General features: G+C 69.9%; 14 protein-coding genes. 2 read left to right on the forward strand and 12 right to left on the reverse strand.

Going from position 1 to position 21,044, the window contains the following annotated elements:
• From Mam01_RS35070 to Mam01_RS35095, 6 genes are all read right to left on the reverse strand, one after another.
• The coding region (locus tag Mam01_RS35070) for a glycosyl hydrolase family 95 catalytic domain-containing protein (protein WP_204289535.1) at positions 1-3,415 on the reverse strand (3,415 nt) is incomplete at its 3' end.
• Positions 3,416-3,831: 416 nt separating this feature from the next.
• On the reverse strand, positions 3,832-6,003 hold the full coding sequence (locus Mam01_RS35075; RefSeq protein ID WP_204289536.1) for an alpha-glucuronidase: 2,172 nt from the start codon (positions 6,001-6,003) through the stop codon (positions 3,832-3,834).
• 40 nt (positions 6,004-6,043) lie between these two features.
• Positions 6,044-6,769, reverse strand: a complete 726-nt coding sequence (locus tag Mam01_RS35080; RefSeq protein ID WP_204289537.1) for a hypothetical protein — start codon at positions 6,767-6,769, stop codon at positions 6,044-6,046.
• Positions 6,770-6,840: 71 nt separating this feature from the next.
• A complete protein-coding gene (locus tag Mam01_RS35085; protein WP_204289538.1) occupies positions 6,841-8,508 on the reverse strand; it encodes an ABC transporter substrate-binding protein in 1,668 nt (555 codons plus the stop codon).
• A gap of 59 nt (positions 8,509-8,567) precedes the next feature.
• A complete protein-coding gene (locus tag Mam01_RS35090; RefSeq protein ID WP_225311982.1) occupies positions 8,568-9,440 on the reverse strand; it encodes a carbohydrate ABC transporter permease in 873 nt (290 codons plus the stop codon).
• Positions 9,437-10,429 (reverse strand): ABC transporter permease, encoded by a 993-nt coding sequence (locus Mam01_RS35095; RefSeq protein WP_204289539.1) that lies wholly within the window; start codon positions 10,427-10,429, stop codon positions 9,437-9,439. Before Mam01_RS35095 ends, Mam01_RS35090 begins: the two co-directional genes overlap by 4 nt.
• Positions 10,430-10,720: 291 nt before the next feature.
• Between Mam01_RS35095 and Mam01_RS35100 the strand changes: the two genes are divergently transcribed.
• Positions 10,721-11,761 carry a LacI family DNA-binding transcriptional regulator gene (locus Mam01_RS35100; protein WP_204289540.1) on the forward strand — a complete coding sequence of 347 codons (1,041 nt, stop codon included), beginning with the start codon at positions 10,721-10,723 and terminating at the stop codon, positions 11,759-11,761.
• Here the strand turns inward: Mam01_RS35100 and arfA are convergent.
• The 6 genes from arfA to Mam01_RS35130 form a co-directional block, all read right to left on the reverse strand.
• Positions 11,742-13,238: an arabinosylfuranosidase ArfA gene (gene arfA, locus Mam01_RS35105; protein ID WP_204289541.1), complete on the reverse strand. Its 1,497-nt coding sequence runs from the start codon at positions 13,236-13,238 to the stop codon at positions 11,742-11,744. The genes Mam01_RS35100 and arfA overlap by 20 nt on opposite strands.
• Positions 13,239-13,301: 63 nt before the next feature.
• On the reverse strand, positions 13,302-15,263 hold the full coding sequence (locus tag Mam01_RS35110; RefSeq protein ID WP_204289542.1) for a hypothetical protein: 1,962 nt from the start codon (positions 15,261-15,263) through the stop codon (positions 13,302-13,304).
• Positions 15,260-16,465, reverse strand: a complete 1,206-nt coding sequence (locus tag Mam01_RS35115) for a mandelate racemase/muconate lactonizing enzyme family protein (protein WP_204289543.1) — start codon at positions 16,463-16,465, stop codon at positions 15,260-15,262. The genes Mam01_RS35110 and Mam01_RS35115 overlap by 4 nt, the downstream gene beginning before the upstream one ends.
• A 1-nt stretch (position 16,466) precedes the next feature.
• Positions 16,467-17,294, reverse strand: a complete 828-nt coding sequence (locus Mam01_RS35120; RefSeq protein WP_204289544.1) for a carbohydrate ABC transporter permease — start codon at positions 17,292-17,294, stop codon at positions 16,467-16,469.
• Positions 17,294-18,265 (reverse strand): carbohydrate ABC transporter permease, encoded by a 972-nt coding sequence (locus tag Mam01_RS35125; protein WP_239101854.1) that lies wholly within the window; start codon positions 18,263-18,265, stop codon positions 17,294-17,296. Before Mam01_RS35125 ends, Mam01_RS35120 begins: the two co-directional genes overlap by 1 nt.
• A gap of 8 nt (positions 18,266-18,273) precedes the next feature.
• The gene (locus Mam01_RS35130; RefSeq protein ID WP_204289546.1) at positions 18,274-19,545 is read right to left on the reverse strand and encodes an ABC transporter substrate-binding protein; all 1,272 of its coding nucleotides are present in this window, start codon (positions 19,543-19,545) and stop codon (positions 18,274-18,276) included.
• A 137-nt stretch (positions 19,546-19,682) separates the two neighbouring features.
• Here Mam01_RS35130 and Mam01_RS35135 point away from each other — a divergent pair, with 137 nt between their 5' ends.
• A complete protein-coding gene (locus Mam01_RS35135; protein ID WP_204289547.1) occupies positions 19,683-20,453 on the forward strand; it encodes a FadR/GntR family transcriptional regulator in 771 nt (256 codons plus the stop codon).
• The last annotated feature ends 591 nt before the right edge of the window (positions 20,454-21,044 follow it).

Consider the following 21,044-nt stretch of genomic DNA (forward strand, 5'->3'; position numbering starts at 1 on the left):
TCACGTCGGAGTCGTTGACGGCGGTGACCGCCAGGTAGGCCGAGGAGCCGATGCAGCGGGTGCTGGCGGTGACGGTCAGCTTGACCGCCGGCGGGGGCGGAACGATGGCGTCGAGCGCGACCGCGAAGATGTGCATCGTCGCGACGTTGGTCGCCGCCCGTGCGCTGATGTTGGGCAGGTCGACGCGGGAGATCTCCTTGTTCTGCAGCGGCACGCCGACGTAGTAGATGGTCGCCGCGGTGTTCTGCCGCTGGTTGTTCGGCCGGTTCTGGTAGGGGGCCACGACCGCCGCGTCGCCCTCGGGCCTCGGTGCGCCGTACCAGTCGGGCGAGCTGAGGGTGAAGGTCTGCCTCGTGCCGTCCTTGTAGACGATGGTGGCCGGTCCGGACACCGCGCCGTAGGTCCCGGTCAGCAGGAAGCCGAGCGTCTTGCCGGTGCCGGTTATCTTGAGGGACTGTCCCGAGGCGATGGCGTTGTCGGGGGTGCCCACCGGGACGTTGGGCCACTTGAAGTTCAGCCCGTTCTTGGCGACGGTGGCCCCCGGGGTGACGCCGACCGTCGCGAGGCCCTGGGCGGAGATGCTGGCTCCTCCGGGGCCGTCGAAGTTGCCGGGAGCGGTGTTGTTGTCGTCGGTGACGCCGACGTTGCTGAAGAGCTCCTCCAGCGTCTTCTCGCCGCCGCTCCACACCCGCACCGTGGCCTGAGCGGACGCGGTCCAGCTCTCGCCCCCCTCGGTGCCGCTCACCTTGGCGGTGAGGACCGCGGTGCCGGTCGCCGCGCCGGCGGCGGGAGTGACGGTGAACTCCACCGTGGCCTTCCCGTTCGCCGCCAGGGGCCCCACCTCGGCCTGGGCGGGGGTGACGGTCCACCCCTCCGGCGCCTGGAGGGACACCGTCGCCTTCGGAAGCGACACGTCGATCGCCCGGACGGTGACCTTGACCTTCGCCTCCTGTCCCGGACTGACCTCGACGGGTACGGCCATCGTGACCTTCTGCAGGGCTACCGCCTGGTATGTGTGGCGGGCCGTCGCGTTGATCTCGATGGCGTCGGGCTCGACCCTCGTGAACTGGGCCGCGCCGCCGCCGGTGGTGTCGAGGAGCTTGAAGCGGCCCTCGAAGATGTCGCCGCGCAGCTTGACCACACCCGCGCGGTCCGGCCTGACGCGGTAGTCGTCCGCCTGGCCTTCGCTCCACTCCACGCTGACCGTGTGGCCGCCGCGGCCCCGCAGGCCCTTGATCCGCCCGTTCGGCCAGGCCGGCGGCAGCGCGGGCAGCAGGTGCAGCTCACCGGCGTGGCTCTGCAGCAGCATCTCGGTGATGCCGGATGTGGCGCCGAAGTTGCCGTCGATCTGGAACGGCGGGTGCAGGTCGAACATGTTCGGCGCCAGCCGGGCCGGCGTCACGAGGAGGCGGACCAGGTCGTGCGCCCGCTTGCCCTCCTCCAGCCGCGCCCAGTAGTTGATCTTCCAGGCGAGGGACCAGCCGGTGCCGTCGTCGCCGCGCAGTTCGAGGGTCCGCCGCGCCGCGGTGTACAGCTCCGGAGTGCCGCGCTTGGTGATCTGGTGGCTGGGGTGCAGACCGTACAGGTGCGAGACGTGCCGGTGGTTCCGCTCGGTCTCCACCCAGTCGTACAGCCACTCCTGGATGTTGCCGCGCGAGCCGATCTTCATCGGAGGGAGCCGGTCCTTGGCGGCCAGGACCTGCGCCCGGAAGCTCGCGTCCACACCGAGGACCTCGCTGGCCTCGGCGCAGCCGTTGAACAGGTCGCGCAGGATCTGGTTGTCCATCGTCGGGCCGGCGCACACGCTGACGTTCGCGTGGTGCGGCAGCTCGGGGGAGTTCGACGGGTTCGTGACCAGATACCCGAGCTTCGGCTCCTCCACGAGGGTGTCGAGGAAGAACTGCGCCGCGCCCTTCATGGCCGGGTAGTTCTTCCGGAGGAACTCGACGTCGCCGGTGAACAGGTAGTGGTCCCAGATCATGGTGGACAGCCACGCGCCGCCGGTCTGCCACATGCCCCAGAGCGCGCCGTCGACGACCGAGGTCGCGCGCCACCCGTCGGTGTTGTGGTGGGTGACCCATCCGCCGGCGCCGTACTGCACCTCGGCCGTGCGGGCGCCGGTCTCGGTGAGGTCCTTGATCATGGAGAACACCGGCTCGTAGCACTCCGACAGGTTCGTCGTGTCGGCGGGCCAGTAGTTCATCGGCAGGTTGGCGTTGATGGTGTACTTCGAGTCCCACTGCGGGCTCAGGGAGTCGTTCCAGATGCCCTGCAGGTTGGCTGGTTGCGTCCCGGGACGCGAGCAGCTGATCAGCAGGTAGCGGCCGAACTGGAACAGCAGCGCGGAGAACTGCGGGTCGTCGACGGCCCCGTGCTGGGCGATCCGGACGTCGGTCGGCTGGTCGGCCGCGTCGGTGCGGTCCAGTTCGAGCGTCGTCCGCTTGAACAGGGCTTCGTAGTCGGCGACGTGCCGGCTGCGCAGAGAGGCGTAGTCCTTGCTCGTGGCGGCGTCGAGGTGCCGCTGGGCGATGCCCTGGTAGTCGCCGCTGACGTCCTTGTAGCTCACGTAGCTGGAGCCGATGGAGACCAGCAGCGTCACGCTGTCGGCGGCGGCGACTTGGAGCGTTCCGCCCGAACTGGTGACGGTGCCGCCCTCCGCGACGGCCTTGGCCAGCGCCAGGAACTTGACCTGGCCGGTGATGCCCTCGAAGTTGCCCGAGACGCCGTCGAGCGCCACCGTGCTGCTGTCCGGGCTGGTGCGCGTCGTGCGCTGGGCGCTGTCGAACGTCGCGCTGAACGTGATCGAGCCGGGCTTGTCGGCGGTCAGGCGGATGACGATGACCTGGTCGGGCGCGCTGGCGAACACCTCGCGCTTGAACCGCACGCCGTTCAGCGAGTAGTTGACGGAGGTGGTGGCGGTGGTGAGGTCGAGCTGGCGGTCGTATGCGGTGAACCCGGTGGTGCTCGGGAAGGTCAGCCTGATGTTGCCGACGGTCTGGTAGGCGAGCTGGCCCGCGGGCTTGCCCAGCATGTTCTGGTCGATGAGGGTCTGGGCCTGGCTCCACTGGTCCGCGAAGACCAGGCGCCGGATCTCCGCCAGTGCCGCCGCGCCCTTGGTGTTGCTCTGGTCGTACGGCCCGCCGCCCCAGATGGTGTCCTCGTTGAGCTGGAGCCGTTCGACGTCGACGTTGCCGTACACCATGGCGCCGAGGCGTCCGTTGCCGATGGGGAGGGCGCGAAGCCAGTCGGTGCCGGCGCCCTTGTCGTACCACAGAGCCATGTCGTTCGCGGCGCGAACCTCCGCGGGCGCCGTCGAACCGGCTCGGGCGACGGCCGTCCACTGCATCGGCAGCATCAGAGCTCCGGCTCCGACCGTGCCGTACTTCATCAACTGCCTTCGCGTCAGGTCTGACATTGGTTCTCCAAACGCGCTTGCGGCCTTGCCGGCGGTCCGGCGCACGCCGATACGCCTGATCCCGGCGGTGGCGGGGGCAGACGGGTTCGGCGGGACCGGCACGATGACGAGGCGGTTCAGGGGGTGAGCGCAAAGCTACAAAGATTTGATGTATGGGTCAATGGCTGTAACCAAAACGCCCTAAAACCCGCCATCTTGCCCCCGTGTGGCTTGAGAACATCTGACCTTTGGCCGAAAACCTGTCCGGAACGCGTTGACTTGGGCCGACCTCGCGGATGAGGTGGAGGGGGACCTCGGCACCCGCGCATCGCCGCGCCCGGCGGCACATCCGACGCCGTCGGCGCCCGTCGCGACCACGCGGCCCGGTGTTACTAGGATGCGCCATTCGGGAGATGTTCGTGAAATATCAGGGCATGTCAGGGAATGTGTCGGCCTTGGGCATCGGGCGCGCCCGACTTGCGGAGGAAATAGGCGTTGACCTGGTCACGCCACTCCTCGGCGCAGCGGAGTTGCTCCGCGAAAAGCTCCCGTACGCGGGCGTGCAAAGCGGCGGGCACCAGCCCGGCGAGTTCCGCCCAGCGCAGCCGCGCCCGCTCCACCTCCTCGACGCCGGCGAAATGCGTGTCGTAGATGTGCTGGATCACGGTGGACCCGTCGTGCAGCACGTGGCCGTACGGGACGTGGTGGAAGAACAGCAGCAGCTCGTCGGGGCACCGCGTGAGCGACTCGTACACCTCCGACCACGGCGGCGGATACTGGCCCGTGAAGCCCGTGCCGGTGGCGCGGGTGCGGTCCACGCCGACGCCGTCGCGGTCGGCGAAGTGATAGGTGCCCCACGGCGTGTACTCGTATCCGTCCACATCCGGGCCGTAGTGGTGGCCGGGGCGGACCATGAACCCGACGCCGAGCGGCGCGGTGTAGCGCTCGTACGTGCCGCACGAGTCGTCCATGATCTCGTGCAGCGCCTCCCGCAGCCGCCGGTGGTCCCTACCCGCCGCGGGCGGGAAGGTGAGGCCGATCCACTCGTCGAGGATCGCCGCCGGGTCCGACGACGGCGCCCACGCGAGCCGGCCGAAGGCGTACAGGTTGGCCTGCGCGAGCGGGTGGCCGGTCCAGTACGGGTCGTCGCCGGCGTTGGAGACCCCTACGAGCCCTCCACCGGCGACACCACCGGCCACGATGTCCGCCACGCCGGGCCCGGCGGGTCCCCACGGCCGGAAGCCGAGCACCTCGCTCCACATCGGCGCGAGGTAGCACACGTGCCGCTGCTGGCCGGTGTACTCCTGCGTCACCTGAAGCTCCAGCGCGACCCGGGTGCGGGGCATCGCCGCGATCACCGGCGACACCGGCTCGCGCACCTGGAAGTCGATCGGGCCGTGCTTCACCTGGAGGATCACGTTGTCGCGGAAGCGCCCGTCGAGCGGGGCGAAGTGGTCGTACGCCGCGCGGGCCCGGTCGGTGGACCTGTCGCGCCAGTCCTGCCGGTGGTTGTAGACGAAGGCGCGCCAGTGGACGACTCCGCCGAACGGCGCCAGCGCCCCGGCGAGCAGGTTCGCGCCGTCGGCGTGGTCGCGCCCGTACGCGTGGGGCCCCGGCTGCCCCTCGGAGTCGGCCTTGACCACGTAGCCGCCGAAGTCGGGGATCGCCTCGTACACCCGCGTGGTGACGGCGGCCCACCACGCCCGCACGTCCTCGTCGAGAGGGTCGGCGGTCGCCGTCCCGCCGAGGGCGAGGGGCGCGGCGAAGTTCACCGACAGGTGCACCCGCACGCCGTAGGGGCGCAGCCGGTCCGCGATCGCGGCGACGTCGCCGAGGCGGTCGGTGAGCAGGCGGGTCTCCGCGGCGTGCACGTTCACGTTGTTCACCGCGACCGCGTTCACCCCGCAGGCGGCCAGCAGCCGCCCGTAGGCGGCGACGCGCGTCAGGTCGTCGCGCGGGGCGCCGTCACGCCAGAAGATCGACCCGCCCGCGTAGCCGCGCTCGACCTGGCCCATCACCGGGTGCACGGCCACGTTGTCCCAGTGGTCGAGCATGCGCAGCCGCGCCGCCGGCCGGTGGCGCTCGGCGGGCCGCTCGGCGCCGAACGCCTCCTCGCCGAGCCGCACCACATGGAACAGGCCGTAGAGCAGGCCGGCCGCCGAATCGGCGAGCACCACCGTGACGCCGTCGCGCCGGGCGACGACGTAGCCCTCCTCCCCGATGCCCTCGTCTTCGATGCTCCTGCCTTCGGCAGCCGGGCCGTCGTCCGGCACGGACCCTCGCCGGAACCCGGCCAGGACCGCCTCGGCGACCGCGGGCAGGGGACCGGCCGCAGTGAGAGCGAGCACGAGGTCGTACGGCCCGCCGGTCTCCACGCGGTCGTCGCCGCCGGTGGCCGCACCGTCGTCCGGGCCGGCCGCCTGCCGCCGTACGCTGCCGCCGTACCGCGCGCAGGCTCGCGCCACCTCCTCGTGCACGGTCCCGGCGAGCGGTCCGCCGCCGCGCAGGAGCGTACGGCGCGAGCCGATGGGCCGGAACGCCTCGTCCGGCAGCCACGCTGGATGAACGCCGTACGGATCGGGGGAGCCGGGCGGGCCGGGAGGGGTCACGGGCGTCCTCCGGACAGGCGGGCCGGTCGTCGCGGGAGGGTCACGCGGTGAACCCGTCGCGCACCTCGGCGATCATCGTCCGGCTGTTCAGCAGCAGCAGGGCCGCGAACACCGACGCCAGCGCCGTCGTCGCCGCCTCGGTGGCGACCAGCGTGAGACCGGCCGCCGCGACGAGGAGTCCCGCGTCGCCGAGCGCCACCCGGGGCGTGCGGAACAGGAAGTAGGCGGCCAGGCGGGCGACGTCCCGCCCGCGGAACGTGAAGAGAGAGGTGATCACCAGCGCGTTCGCGGTCCACAGGACCGTCGCGACTCCGACGACGACGAGCGGCACCGTCCACCAGTCCGGCACCCCCGCGGCGGGGAAGTTCACGAGGACGACCGCGACGACGGTCAGCCACGCCAGCGCCGGGACCCAGACCTTGAGCGCGCCGCGGACGTTCATCGCGTAGCCGCGCAGGAACGCCGCCGCCGGACGCAGGTCCGCCAGATCCGCGCGGCGGTGGTGCACCGCGTACAGCGCGGCCGAGAGGGCCGGGCCGGCCGGGAGCAGACAGACCGCGGCCAGCGGGACGTTGGCCGCGGCGCGCCCGAACAGGCCGAGCAGGACGAGCCCCGCCAGGCCGGGCAGGCAGGCGGCCAGCAGCAGCAGTTCGACCACGAGCAGGGTGTAGACCAGCGCGGCGGCCCGCGAGAGCGGCCCGGTGCCGAACCGCCGTGCCGCCGCCGCCGTCGTCACCGCTGACGTCGCCGTCGTCGTGTCGGTCATGAGGAGGTCTCCTGGTGGATCGGGCCGCTGCGGGCCGCCCTGGGATCGAACGCGCCTGACCGGCGGAACGGTCAGCCGTGCTCCTTCTTGTACCGCTCGTAGGCGCTGTTCGCCAGGTTGACGTAGGCGGACATGCTCTTGGCCTCCAGCTCCTGCACGTACGCGTCCCACTCGGAGAAGTCGCGCTTGCCGAGGATGAACTCGAGCGAGTTCTGCGTGGCGTGGTCCTTCAGCGGGGTCTGCCACAGCGCGGCCTGCTCACGCTCCTCGTCGTTGAGGGGGGCCGGCGGCTTCGGCGGCAGCGCCTTCCGGGCGTTCATGCCCTTCTGCCACTCGATCTCCTCCTCCGAGAAGGTCGACTGGAGCAGTTCGGTGCTCCCGCCGTACGCGAACACGCCGTTGGAGAAGCCGAAGTCCTTCTGCAGATGCTTGGGCGCACCGGGGTTGAGCCCGACGAAGTCGACGTCCTTCGGCAGGTGGAAGCCGGAGGCGTCCCTGGTGTAGGTGACCCCGTCGACGCCCCACTTGGCGAACACCTGGCCCTCGTCGGAGTACCAGAGCCAGTCGATGAACTGCATCATCGCCACGAAGTTTTTGCTGTCCTTGGCCTTGGCGGAGATCATGATGCCGTTCTCCAGCCGGGTGTCGTTGGAGTCGGCCTTGATGGGCCCGAGCGGCCCGATGGGCACCGGGATCTTGACCAGCCGGGCCTTCGGATTCGCCTTCTTCAGCGGCGGCCGATACTCGTTGACGAGGGTCTGGGCGTTGCCGCTGATCACGAAGGACTTGCCGGACGCCAGCTTCTGGATCGCCTGGTCGTCGGTCTGCGTGAAGCTCTCCGGGTCGAGCAGCTTCTCCTGCACCAGCGTGTGGATGAACTGCAGCATCTGCTTGTACTGCGGCATCGCGCCCGTGTAGGCCCACTTCCCGGCGGCCGGATCCCAGGTGAGGCCGGTGGTGAAGCCCCAGCCGCCGCGGGCCCCGCAGCCCAGGCCGAAGACCTGGTTCAGCATGGCGCCGCCTGGGATGGGCACGGACCACCGGTCGGAGTAGGGATAGGAGTCGGGGTACTCCTCCTTCATCGCCTTGAGCATGGCGTGCACGTCGTCCCAGGTCTGCGGGGTCTCAAGCCCGAGCTTTTCGAGGACGTCGGCGCGGACCTCCAGCGTGTACTCCACCCAGTAGTCCTCGTGGAGGCCGGGGAGCAGATAGAAGCGGCCGTCCGACTGCCGGAGAGTGTCCAGGTCGGGCTGCAGGTTCCACTTGGCGATCTTGTCCTTGAAGTTCGGCATCAGGTCGATGTAGTCGCTGACCGGCAGGACCGCGCCGGAGGCGACGAAGGGAACCTCCTGGCCCGGGTAGGTCTTGGGGATGATCATGGGTGCGTCGCCCGCCCCGATGATCAGGCTGCGCTTGTTCTCGTAGTCGCTGAGCGGCACCACGTTCGGCTGGAGCGTCACGTTCGTCCGCTTGGTGAGCTCGGACCAGAACAACCAGTCCTTCTGCAGCGGGTAGAACGGGTGGTTGTTGTAGAGGATGGTGAACGTCAGCGGCGCGGCGGCCTTGAACGGCGTGCCGACCGCGTAGTCGGCCATCGCGCCGTCCCGGTTCGCCGAGAGGGCCTCGCCGCTCTTCTTGCCGCCGGTCTCGTCACCGGTCTCGTCACCGCTGCCGCAGCCGGCGAGCGCGGCGAACGCACCCATGGCGATCATCGCCTGCCGCCGGTTGATCTTCTGCATGAGAGGGGGGTCCTTTCCCTGGGGGAGCGGGGCTGGCTGAGTGCGAGGATCCGGCGCGGCTATCCCTTCACCGCGCCGAGCATGACTCCCTTGACGAAATACCGCTGCACGAAGGGATAGATCGTCAGGATCGGGAGGACGGTGAGCACCATCGTCACCGCCTTGATGTTGGTGGCCACGGTCATGTCGGTGGCGTCGGCGCCGACGGACGTGCCCGTGGTGGCCCCCGCGATGAGGTTGCGCAGATAGACGGTCACCGGGAACAGGTCGCTCTGCGTCATGTAGAGGAAGGCGGGGAACCACGAGTTCCAGAACGAGACGGCGTAGAAGAGCACCATCGTGGCGATGACCGCCTTCGACAGCGGCAGCACGATTCGCAGCAGGATGCCGTACGTGCTCATGCCGTCGATCGCGGCGGCCTCCTCCAGCTCCGCCGGGATGCCCTCGAAGAACGCCTTCATCACCAGGAGGTTGAAGACGCTGATCGCGTTCGGCAGCACGATGGCCCAGATGGTGTCCTTCATCCCGAGGCTGGAGATCAGGACGTAGTTGGGGATGAGCCCGCCGGAGAAGAACATGGTGAAGACCGCGACCCCGATCAGGAACGTGCGGCCCTTCAGGTGCCTCTTCGACAGCACGTACGCGTAGCAGGTCGTCATGAGCATCGCGATGGCCGTGGCGACGACCGTGTAGACCACCGTGTTGCGGTAGTTCGTCCAGAACGTCGGGTCGGACGCCACGAACTCGTACGTACGGAAGGTGAACCCGACGGGGACGAGGTTGACCTTGCCGGCCCGGATCGCGAACTCGTCGCTCAGCGACCGCGCGACGATGTTGACGAAGGGATACAGGGTCACCAGCACGACGCCGGTCAGGACGACGGCGTTGACCACGCGGAACACCTGCCGGCCGCGGGTCCGGTCCACGGTCACCACAGGCTCGTCCCCACGGTCCGGCGGGAGATCAGGTTGGCCGACAGCACCAGGCCCAGCCCGATCAGCGCCTCGAACAGGCCGATCGCCGCGGCGTAGCTGAAGCTGTTGGAGATGATGCCCATGCGGTACAGGTACGTGGAGATCACGTCGGCGGTCGGATAGGTCAGCGGGTTGTAGAGCAGCAGGACCTTCTCGAAGCCGACCGCCATGAACGTGCCGATGTTGAGGATCAGCAGGGTGACCGCGGTCGGCCGGATGCCGGGCAGGGCCACGTGCCAGATCTGCCGCCACCGGCTCGCGCCGTCGATCCGGGCCGCCTCGTACAGCTGGTCGTCGACCGTCGTGAGCGCGGCGAGATAGATGATCGTCCCCCAGCCGACCGTCTGCCACATCTCGGAGGAGACGTAGATCGTCCGGAACCAGCCCGCCTCCTGCAGGAACGCGATCGGGTCGTCGCCGAGCGCCCGCAGCACCTGGTTCACCGGCCCGTCCACCGAGAGCAGTTCCATGACGAGACCGGCCACGACCACCATCGACAGGAAGTGCGGCAGGTAGGACACCGACTGGACGAACCGCTTGACCCGCCGGCCACGCAGTTCGTTGAGCAGCAGGGCCAGCACGATCGGCATCGGGAAGCAGAACAGCAGGGTCAGCGCGCCGAGGACCACCGTGTTGGTGAACACGTGCCAGAACGACGGGTCGCCCAGGAACATCCGCACGTAGCGCAGGCCGACCCACTCCTCGCCCAGCACGCCGCCGCCGGGCCGGAACTTCCGGAAGGCGATCACGTTGCCGAGCATCGGCAGGTAGCGGAACACCACGAAGAACAGCAGCGGGAGGATCGCCAGCGAGTACAGCTGCCAGTCGCGGCGCAGCGCCTGACGCCAGGTGCGGCCCGGAGGGCGATGCGCACGGGCGGGGCCGGGGCCCGCCCGCCGCAGATCACCGGCGTCCGGTGACGCGTCGATCGCCTTGGTGGTGCTCATCCTCGTGCCTCCGGTGCCATCTCCGTTGGCGGCGCCGCCGCGTCACGACCACGCCGCCGCGTCAGCACGCCGCGAACGGATAACGCCGGGGCGATATGACCGAAAGTTTCGATAATGTGGATTAATATTGCGGAAATATAAGCCCCACGGCAAGGGGCGTCAAGAGGCAAGTCAAGTGCCGTCCGGCCGGATCGTAATCGCGCTGGTCTCGGCTTATCGGAGACCCTCGCGCTGGTAGAGTTTCTCGAAATTTTCGGAAACTACCAGCCCACGGGAACGACGAGTGGACCGATGACCAGCCCTTCCTCCGCCCAGGGCCCCCACCGTGCGACGATCGCGTCCATCGCCGAGGAGACCGGCGTCTCGGTGACCACGGTGTCCAAGGTCCTCAACGGCCGCCCCGACGTCGCGCCCGCCACCCGGGAACGGGTGGAGGCCTGCCTCGCGCGGCACAAGTACCGCCCCCGCGTCCGGCGGCGGCCGCTCAAGGGGCAGATCGACCTCGTGTTCCACCAGCTGAACTCCGTGTGGTCGATGGAGATCATCCGAGGGGTGGACTCCGTCGCCTCCCCCGCGGGGATCGAGGTCGCCCTCTCACAACTGGAGGGCGCGCACCGGCCGCCGGAGGAGTGGCTGGACGGCCTGCTCGACCGCCGTCCCCTCGGCGTGCTGTTCGTCCTGTGCGGCCCGTCGCAGTCGCAGCAGCGGAGGCTGCGGCGTCAGCGGATCCCGTTCGTCGTCGTCGACTCCGACACCGTGACGCCCGCGTCCGTGCCCATGGTGGGTTCCAACAACTGGAACGGCGGCCTGCTCGCCACCCGCCACCTCCTCGAACTGGGCCACCGCCGCATCGCGGTCGTCTCGGGGCCGAAGGACGTGCTGTGCAGCCGGGCGCGGGTCGCCGGCTTCCGGGTCGCCCACGACGAGGCCGGGGTGGCCGTCGATCCCGGCCTCGTGCGGTACGGCAACTTCTACGTCGACGCCGGCTTCGAGCACGGCATGGACCTGCTGACCGGCGCCGCCCGCCCGACCGCGATCTTCGCTGGTTCGGACCTCCAGGCGCTCGGCGTGCTGCGGGCCGCGCGGCGGCTCGGGCTCGACGTCCCCGGAGAGCTCTCGGTGGTCGGGTACGACGACGTGCCCGCCGCCGCCTGGGTCGAGCCCGCCCTCACCACGGTGCACCAGCCGCTCTCCGACATGGCGGTGGTCGCGACCCAGATGCTGCTCGACCTGGCCCGAGGCACGGAGGTGACCACGAGCCGCATCGACCTCGCGAACGAACTGGTGGTCCGCGACAGCACCGCGCCGCCGGTCAGCTCCTCGCCAGCCTGATCACGTTCCAGGAGACCGGCGGCAGCACGATCCGAGCCGGATCGCCCCGGTGGGAGGTGTTGGGGCGGGGGGCCACCCGCTCGGGGTCGTCGGCCGTGTTGCGGGCGTACACGTCCTCGTGGGTGAGCGTCGTCGCCTCGGCGATCCGTACGGCGCCGAGCGCGCGCGTGTCGAGCTCCAGCTCCAGCGGCTCGGTCACCGACCGGTTCACGGCGAACACCGTGGTGAACCGGTCGTCGTGGGTGGCGACCGCGTGGAGCACCGGGACCTGCCCGAACTCGCCGGTCTCGTACGACGGCCCGACCGGCTCGGTGAGCAGGACGTCGCCCGAGGCGTACCGCGCGGCCTGCGCGAACGGGTGGAAGGTGGTCTGCCGCCAGGCCCGGCCGCCCGGCTCGGTCATGATGGGCGCGATGACGTTCACGAGCTGGGCGAGGCAGGCCGCCGCGACCCGGTCGCTGTGGCGCAGCAGCGTGACGAGCAGGCCGCCGAACGCCACGGCGTCGGCGAGGTGGTAGTGGTCCTCCAGCAGCGGCGGCGCGACCGGCCAGTCCGGCGGGGGAGGGGCCGACTGGTGCCGGCTGAGGTACCAGATGTTCCACTCGTCGAACGACACGGAGATCTTCTTGCCGGAGCCGAGCCGCGCGCCCACCTGGTCGGCGATGGAGACGACCGTGGAGATGAAGTGCTCCATGTCGGTCGCGCAGGCCAGGAAGCCGCCGAGGTCGCCGTCCTTCTCCTCGTAGTAGGCGTGGCAGGAGATGTGGTCGACCAGGTCGTAGGTCTCCTCCAGGACGGTCGTCTCCCAGGACCCGAACGTCGGCATCGAGGAGCCCGAACTGCCGCACGCCACCAGTTCGAGGCCGGGGTCGACCATGCGCATCGCCCGGGCCGTCTCGGCGGCGAGCCTGCCGTACTCGTGGGCGGTCTTGTGCCCGATCTGCCAGGGGCCGTCCATCTCGTTGCCCAGGCACCACATGCGGATGTCGTGCGGCTCCTTGGCGCCGCCGGCCACCCGCAGGTCCGACAGCGTCGTCCCGGACGGGATGTTGCAGTATTCGAGCAGGTCGACGGCTTCCGCGACGCCGCGCGTGCCGAGGTTCACCGCCATCATCGGCTCCAGGCCGGCCAGGCGGGACCAGCGGACGAACTCGTCGACCCCGATCTCGTTGGTCTCCGTGGTGTGCCAGGCCAGGTCGAGCCGCCGGGGCCGCCGCTCACGCGGGCCCACCCCGTCCTCCCAGCGGTAGCCGGAGACGAAGTTGCCGCCGGGATAGCGGACGGTGGTCACGCCCAGCTCACGGGTGAGCGCGAGCACGTCGCCGCGGAACCCCTCCGCGTCGGCGGTGGGGTGGCCGGGCTCGTAGATCCCGGTGTAGACGCAGCGGCCGAGGTGCTCGACGAACGTGCCGAACGTACGGCGCCGCACCGGAGCCACCCGGTGGGCGGGATCGATGGTCAGCTGTGCCTGGAGCACGGGCCTCTCCTTGATCGCAGGAGTGTGTCGCCCGGCGATTGTTAGCGTTCGCATGCTCCGTGGTCAAGGCCCGGGCGCGTCACGGTACTTCCCGGTGGGGCCGGCCGCGTCGATGATCCGGGCGGCCTCGCCGGGGACGGCGTCGGCGGTGATCGTCACGTTGTCCCTGGTGACGTTGCCCCGCTGGCCGTCGACGATGCCGGTGATCGCGGGGTTGGTGGAGAAGTTGCCGGTGAGGGTGAGATCGCCGGTGTGGTTGCCGCTCTGGTTGTTGGCATGGGCCCACTGCCCGGCGGTGCCGGCGAACACGTTGCGGTTCGCGCTCAGGTAGCGGGACCCCTCGTCGAAGTACAGCCCGAGCTGGCCGCTGTTCTCGCAGTGGTTCTCGTCGATGACGCCGCCCGGGATCGCCGAGAGCGTGTAGATGCCCCCGGCGTCGTGCATGGTCTGCACGACGTTGCGCACGTGGTTGCCCACGACGCGGACGTCGCTCAGGGTCGTCGGCGTGTCGTAGATCGGCTGGAAGTCGTAGAGGCCGCGGCCGGCGTACTCGGGGCTGCCTCCCGGGTCGTTGGCGCCCCAGCCGTAGCCGACGCCGATGCCGATGTACGGCATGTCGGAGACGTAGTTGTGCTCGACGGCCAGCCGCGTGACGTAGCTGGCGACGATCGCGCCCTGGTCCAGGTAGTCGAGGGCGGTCGCGTAGACGCGGTTGTCACGCAGCACGATGTCGCAGTTGACCATGCGGGGATCGGACGGATGGTGCGCGTCCGGGCCGATGCCGCCGACCATGATGCCGCCGCCGGCGCTCGCGGTGAACGTGCTGCCGACGACCGCCACCCGGTGCGCGCCGAGTCCCACGCCGGTGGCGTGGGCGCCGGCGTCGTTGCCGATGCCGAGCCCGACGGAACCGAGGTTCACGAAGGCGCAGCCCACGAAGGCGATGTCCGCCGCGGCCGACACCTGCACCGCCGCGGGCGCCTGCGCCCAGCCGTTGCGGGACGCCTCGAACTCTCTGCAACCGGCGGAGCATGAGGCGAACGCGTCCGGCGGCCGGTGGGGCTGGACGCCGCTGATGAAGGCGCCTGTCTGCTGGTTCGCGTAGCCGTCGGAGGTGCCCGGGTGCAGCCACGTGGTGCCGCTGAAGGTCAGGCCCTCGAACCGGAGGCCGCGGGCCGGCTCGTCGTAGGTGCCGCCGACCTCGACCAGCGACTCCAGGCGGGGCAGCTCGACCCGCGCGCAGGAGATGTCCTGCCCGGGAAGGGGTTTGTAGTAGAGCGTTCCAGCTGTGGGGTCCAGATACCACTCGCCCGGCTCGTCGAGGAACGTCCTCGAATTGAGCAGGAAGAACTGCGGCGTCCGGAACGGCGCCTGGACGACGTCGTACCCCCAGGTGTTGTTGTCCCAGGCCGGCTGCCGCATCACGACGGTCGTGCCGGAGATGCTCTCCACCGGCGCGAACCGGTTGGTGAACGACAGCATCGCCTGGAGCTCGATGCGCCTCTGGTCGGGGAGCTCGGCGAGGTAGGCGAGATCGGGGTTCTCGACAGTGAAGCCGGTGGGGGTCAGGGTGATGTCGGACGGCAGCACGCTGATCCGTGCGCGCCGCGCGAGCTTCCCGTCCACGTAGAGCTGCCTGCTGTCGGACCCGGCGCTCACCCGGGCGCGGTAGACGCCGGTGGCGGCGTCGTCGATCTCCCAGCCGGTGACGGGCGTCGCGCCGCTCAGCACCGGCGCGGCCCCGCGCGCGGCCCTCCAGGTCACGGTGTGCCCGTTCCGGCCGGAGTCGGCGGCGTCGAAACGCAGCGGCGAGGTCAGCCGGTAGGTGCCGTCCAGGAATTCGACCGTGACGTCGTGCGTCCCCTCGGCCGCGGCGGCACGGGCCCGCCGCTGCGCCTCTCCCAGGGTGGCCAGCGGCCGCCCCTCGCTGCCGGGGCCCGTGTCGTCGGCGTCCTCGGCTCCGGCGGGCGCCACCACGATCGTGCCGACGGCGGCCCGGGCCTCCGGCTGGGCGGGGCGGGTCACCTCGCCGCCCGGTCGGTCGCGGGAGTGAGCTCGTGCGGCCGTGCGAGGTGGCCGTGGCCGGGCACCGGGAGCAGGCGCCGCCCGGCGTGCTCCGGCCGTACGTTGGGGCTGTCGGCCGGAACGGCGCCGGGCCGGCGGATGAACGCGCCGATCGCGGCCTCGTCGACCGTGAGGCCGAGGCCCGGAGCGTCTCCGAGGACGAACGCGCCGTCCTCGACGTGCAGGTCGGCGGACACGCCGAGCGGCGGCCGGAGGTCCTGCAGTTCGCTGACCAGGTGGTTCGGCACCGACGTCGCGGCGTGCAGCAGCCCGACCGGGGTGTTGCCGATCGGGCTGACCGGCAGATCGTGGGCGTGCGCGAGGGCCGCCACCCGGAGGAAGTGGGTGACGCCCCACACGGCGGCCGTCTGGACGATGTCGACGGCCCCCGCGGCCAGCAGCGGACGGAACTGTTCGAGCCCGCTGAGGTTCTCCCCGGCGGCGACCGAGGCCCGGATCCCGCGGCCGACGGCGGCCATGCCCTCGGCGTCCCACCGCCGTACGGGCTCCTCGATCCAGGTGAGGTCGAGGACGCGTTCGATCTCGCCGACGTGCCGCACGGCCTGCTTGCGCGTCCAGGCCTCGTTGACGTCGAGCATCAGGCCCGGCCGTGCTCCGTGCCCCGCCTCGGTCAGGACGTCGCGCACCAGCCTCAGGCGGCACAGGTCCCGTTCGATGTCGAGGCCGCCCTTGATCTTGGCGGCGCGCAGGCCGTACCCGGCGTACTCCTTGTAGGCCGCGACGAGTTCGTCGTCGGTCAGGCCGATGTCCAGGCCCGAGGCGTACGCGGGGACGCGCCGGTCGCGTCCCCCCAGCAGACGCCAGAGCGGTTCGCCGGCCAGCTGTGCCTTGATGTCCCACAGCGCCGTGTCGATCGCGCCGATGGTCCCGAACACGACGCCCGCGTGACCCGCCTTGAAGGTGTGCCGCAGCATACGGTCGTAGAGCGCCGTCACGGCGCGCGGATCCTCGCCCTCTACGGCGGCGAACACCGTGTCGATCTGCACGTGGGGCCCGATGCCGACCCCGGTGATCCCTTCGTCGGTGTCCACCATGACGATCTGGACCGGTACGGCCCCGTCGGCGTAGACGCCGTTGGCGTCACCGACCGGACGACCCCAGTCCTGGACCGTCTTGAGCGTGCGATACCCCGAAATCCGCATGTCAGCCCTTCGTGGAACCAGCGGTCACGCCGTCGGCGATCTGGCGCTGGAGGAACAGATAGATCATCAGGACCGGGACGGCGGCGATCAGGACTCCGGAGGCGAAGGTGGGGATGTCGTCGGAGTACTGCCCGCGCAGCGAGGTGACCCCGACCATGAGGGTGCGGTGGTCGGCCGAGTTCATCGTCAGCAGGGCGATCAACACGTCGTTCCAGCAGAACAGGGTGTCGAGGATGCCGACCGACAGCAGCGCCGGAGTGCCCAGCGGGATCATGACCCGCCGGTAGACGCCGTAGACGGTGTTGCCGTCGATCCTCGCCGCGTCCACGATCTCCATCGGGATCGTCGTGTAGTGGCTGGTCATCAGGAAGACGGTGAACGGGAGCCACTGCGCGACGTAGGCGAGGATCAGTCCCGGATAGGTGTCGATGAGGCCGGTGTCCGCCATGACGCGGGCGAGCGGCACCATGATCACCTGGAACGGCACGAACAGCGCCGCGAGACAGCCCAGGAAGATCATCCTGGAGCCGCGGAACCGCAGCCGGCTCAGTGCGAAGCCCGCCATCGACCCGAGCAGCAGCAACAGGGCCACCGAGACCGTCACCACGAGGAGCGAGTTGGCGAAGTACCGCGCCATGCCGGCGTCGGACCAGGCCGTGCCGATGTTCTCCCAGTGCGGGGAGTTCAGGGGGGCGAACCGGTCGAGGACGTACTCGCGCCGGGTCTTCATGGCCACGTTGGCGGTGAACACCAGGGGGTAGACCGTGGCCAGCGCGAGGGCCGCCATCGGAACGGCGGCCACCCAGCCGCTCAGGCGCCTGCCGCGCATCAGTCCTGCCTTCCCGCGCGGCGGAGCAGGCCGACCTGCGCCAGCCCCACCACGAGCATGATGAGGAAGAGAACCGTCGACGCGGCGGAGGCCAGCGCCGGGCGGTTCATCTGTCCCTGCTGGATCCAGATGTAGTACTCCGGCAGATACGTCGATCCCTCCGGGCCGCCGCTGGTCATGACGTACAGCAGGCCGAACATCGACGTCAGCATCCCGATCATCGTGGTCACGAGGACGAACGCGATGGTGCGGGACAGGCTCGGGATGACCACGTGCCAGATCGTCCTGGCCAGTGACGCGCCGTCCATCTGGGCGGCGTCCAGCAGCGAGGAGTCGAGGGTCGAGAACCCGGCGAGGAAGACCACCAGCGCCATCCCGAACGTCGCCCACACGTGCACGCCGACGACGGTGAACATGGTGACGCCCGGGTCGCCGAGCCAGTCGACCGGGCCGATGCCGATCGTGCCGAGCACGGTGTTCAGCGGGCCGTCGAAGGCGAGCATCAGGTTGAAGATCGAGCCGACGATCACCGGCGAGAGCACGGCGGGGAAGAAGTAGACGCTGCGGAACACCCGGTGCCCGGGGACCCGCAGGTAGATGAACGTCGCCAGCAGGCCCGGGATCGCCACCGCCACGGGCAGCAGCAGCACGAGCAGCCCCACGTTGCCCAGCGCGGTGCGGAACAGCGGGTCGTCGGCCAGTTCCAGGTAGTTGTCGAGCCCGACGACCATCCCGTTCCGGTCGCCGTCGCCGGTGAAGGAGAAGTTGACGCCGAGGATCAGCGGGTAGAGCCGCAGTCCCAGGATGATCAGTACGGCCGGGGCCACCAGGACGTACGGCGCGAGACGCTCCGAGCGCGCCGCCCGCCGGGAGCCCGTTCCGGTGGCCCGGTGGCCCGCCTGCCGGGTGGTGTCCGGACCGCCGGCCCGCCCGGGCGCACCCGGGCGGACCAGCGGGGAGGAGCCTTTCATTGGCACGGTCAGCTCGCCTTGTCGGCCGCGGCCATCTGGTCCATCGCCTTGTCGACGGTCAGCGACCCGCTCAGCAGCTTCTGGGACACCCGTCCCATCAGGTCCAGCGTCTTCGAGGACAGCGCGACGTGCAGGGCGGGCTTACCCCCCTTGATCGCCGACACGATCGCGCCGGCGGCTGGACCGGACTGCGACGCGTCGATGGTGGTGTCGGAGGCGATCGCGCCGGCCTTGGCGTAGAACGCGGTCAGGGCCTCGGTCGAGGTTAGGGACCGCACCAGGTCGGCCGCCAGCTTCGGGTCCTTCGTCCACTTCGCGACCCCGTAGCCGATGCCGCCGTCGTAGGCGAGGCTCGGCGTGGCTCCGTCGGTCACGACCGGGGCCGGCATCACGCCGATCTTGTCGGGCGGCAGGAACTCGCCGAAGTCCTTCCAGTGCCCGATGTCCGACATCAGTCCGATGACGTTGGCGGCCTTGCCGGACTGGAAGATCGCCCACGAGTCGTTGAACATCGCGGTCGAGTTGGCCCCGGGGTTGTTGTAGCCCTTGTCGTTGACGTCCTTCCACAGCGTGAATATCTGCTTCACGTGGGGAGAGGTCCAGTCGCGCTTGCCGGCGATCCAGTCGTCGTACTCCTGGGGCGTCAGCACACCCGAGCCCAGGCCCGAGAGGAAGAACTGGATGCCGAAACCTTCCTTGTTGCCCAGCGCGAAACAGCTCTTCCCGGCCTTCTTGACGGCGGCGCAGTCGGTCATGAGCTCGTCCCACGTCGCGGGCGGCTTGGCCGGGTCGAGCCCCGCCTTCTCGTAGACCTCCTTGTTGTAGTAGATCGGGTGTCCCTGCAGCGTCACCGGAGCCGCGTAGACCTTCCCGTCCTTGCTGAACGCGTCCCAGCCCGCCAGCCGCTGGCGGTCCTCGGCGACGTACTCGTCGATCGGGAGGAGCGCGTCCACGCGGTCACGCAGCTGCCCGCCTCCGTTGAACAGCATGACGTCCGGCCCGGTGCTGGACTGGATGGCCGTGCCGAGCAGGGTGTAGTACTGATCGAACGGCTGGGCCACGAACTCGACCGTCACGTCCGGGTGCTTCTTGGCGAAGTCGGCCTTCGCCTTCTCGATATAGGAGGCCGCGGTCGCGTCGCCCGACTTCCAGTCCCACACCACCAGCTTCGAGGAGGTTCCGGAACCGGCAGGTGAGGGGGCCGTACGGGTGGCGCTGCCACATCCCGACACGGTCAGCCCCGCGACCAGGACGGCCGACCACAGTGTTCGCTGCTTCATGGCTGTCACTCTCCAGAGCGTGGCCGGTTGACCCGGCCGTCTGCGGCGAGAACGTAACTCGTATGACGTCTGACGTCAATACTGCTGACATATACTCGCCGTTGGCGTGCTGTCCCCGCAGGCCAACGGAGGATGAGATGACGGCATCGCAGGAAACGGCCCGCGAAGTACCGTCGCCGCCTGCCTGGGTACGGCGACCGGCGAGTCTCGCCAAGGCGGTCACGGCGGAGCTGGTGGAGCGCATCGTGCGCGGCGTGCATCCGTCGGGGACGCCACTGCCCCCCGAGCCCGCGCTGTGCGAGGCCTTCTCGGTGAGCCGGACCGTGGTCCGCGAAGCGGTGAAGATCCTGCAGGAGAAGGGCCTGGTGCAGGTGCGCCAGGGCGCCGGCACCATGGTCACCCCGTCGACGTCGTGGGACATGCTCGACGAGCTCGTTCTCGCGGCGACCATCGCCGAGGACGAGACCCTGGCGATCCTCGACGACGTCGTCGTCACCCGTCGCGTGCTGGAGGCCGACATGGCCAACGTCGCCGCCCGCCTCGCGGACCAGGACACCGTCGACCGGCTCCGCGCGCTGGTCGACCGGATGGACGAGCTCGTGGACGACCACCTGACGTACGAGGAGCACGACCGCGTCTTCCACGACGTGGTCATGCGGGCCTCCGGCAACCGCATCGCCCGGGGCGTGGTCCGCTCGCTGGAGAGCCAGGTCGTCAACACCGCGCGCTACATGGGCCGGTCCGAGCGGGCCCTGTGCGTGGCCTCCAACCTCGGCCACCGCCGCATCTACGAGCGCATCGCCGCCCACGACCCCGACGGCGCGGCCAAGGCGATGTTCAACCACATCACCGACGCCTGGCTGGTCCGCCGCAGCGGCCCCACCGATCCCGTACGCCTGGAGCGCTAGAACCAGGACCCGCGGCGGTTCCCGGCGACGGGAAATCGAATGGCACCGGATGGCGATATCACTGCCTCGGAAGGAAGCGGAAGGCGCCGCAACCCTCACGCACAGGCATGGGATGTCTCGTCGGTGAGCGACCCCGGCCCGCAGTTCGCCGATGCCGCATGCCCAACGGTGAAAAAGCGATCCCGCGGCTGTCCGGCCTCTCCCGCCGGCATTTCGGCTTCCGTTGATCGAAAAACATCCTACGTCCGGGATTGACGCGCGCTGAAATTTTCACGGTGCGCATCCGGTGCCGCCTTCCCGCCTCCGGTCGCCCGGGCCACCTCCGCGGGCGCTGATCCGGCGGCGGTTCGCAGGTGGATGCGCCGGTGAGGCGGGCGTCGGCCCGGTCCTGACAGTGGATGCCCGATAACAATCGATTCGGTTCGATCACCCGCAGGAATCCGCCGGAGTGACAGCGGATGGCGCGCGTGTTAGAAACCGGGCAATTCGGAGCGAACGTCACGAGAAACGCACGGCTCGGTCGAAGGAACCGGAGGCGGCACCCCTCCCGGAACCTTGTCCACCGGCAACAGCGCGGCGGCGCGCGCTTTT

Source organism: Microbispora amethystogenes, from assembly GCF_016863015.1.
Taxonomy (GTDB): Bacteria; Actinomycetota; Actinomycetes; order Streptosporangiales; family Streptosporangiaceae; genus Microbispora; species Microbispora amethystogenes.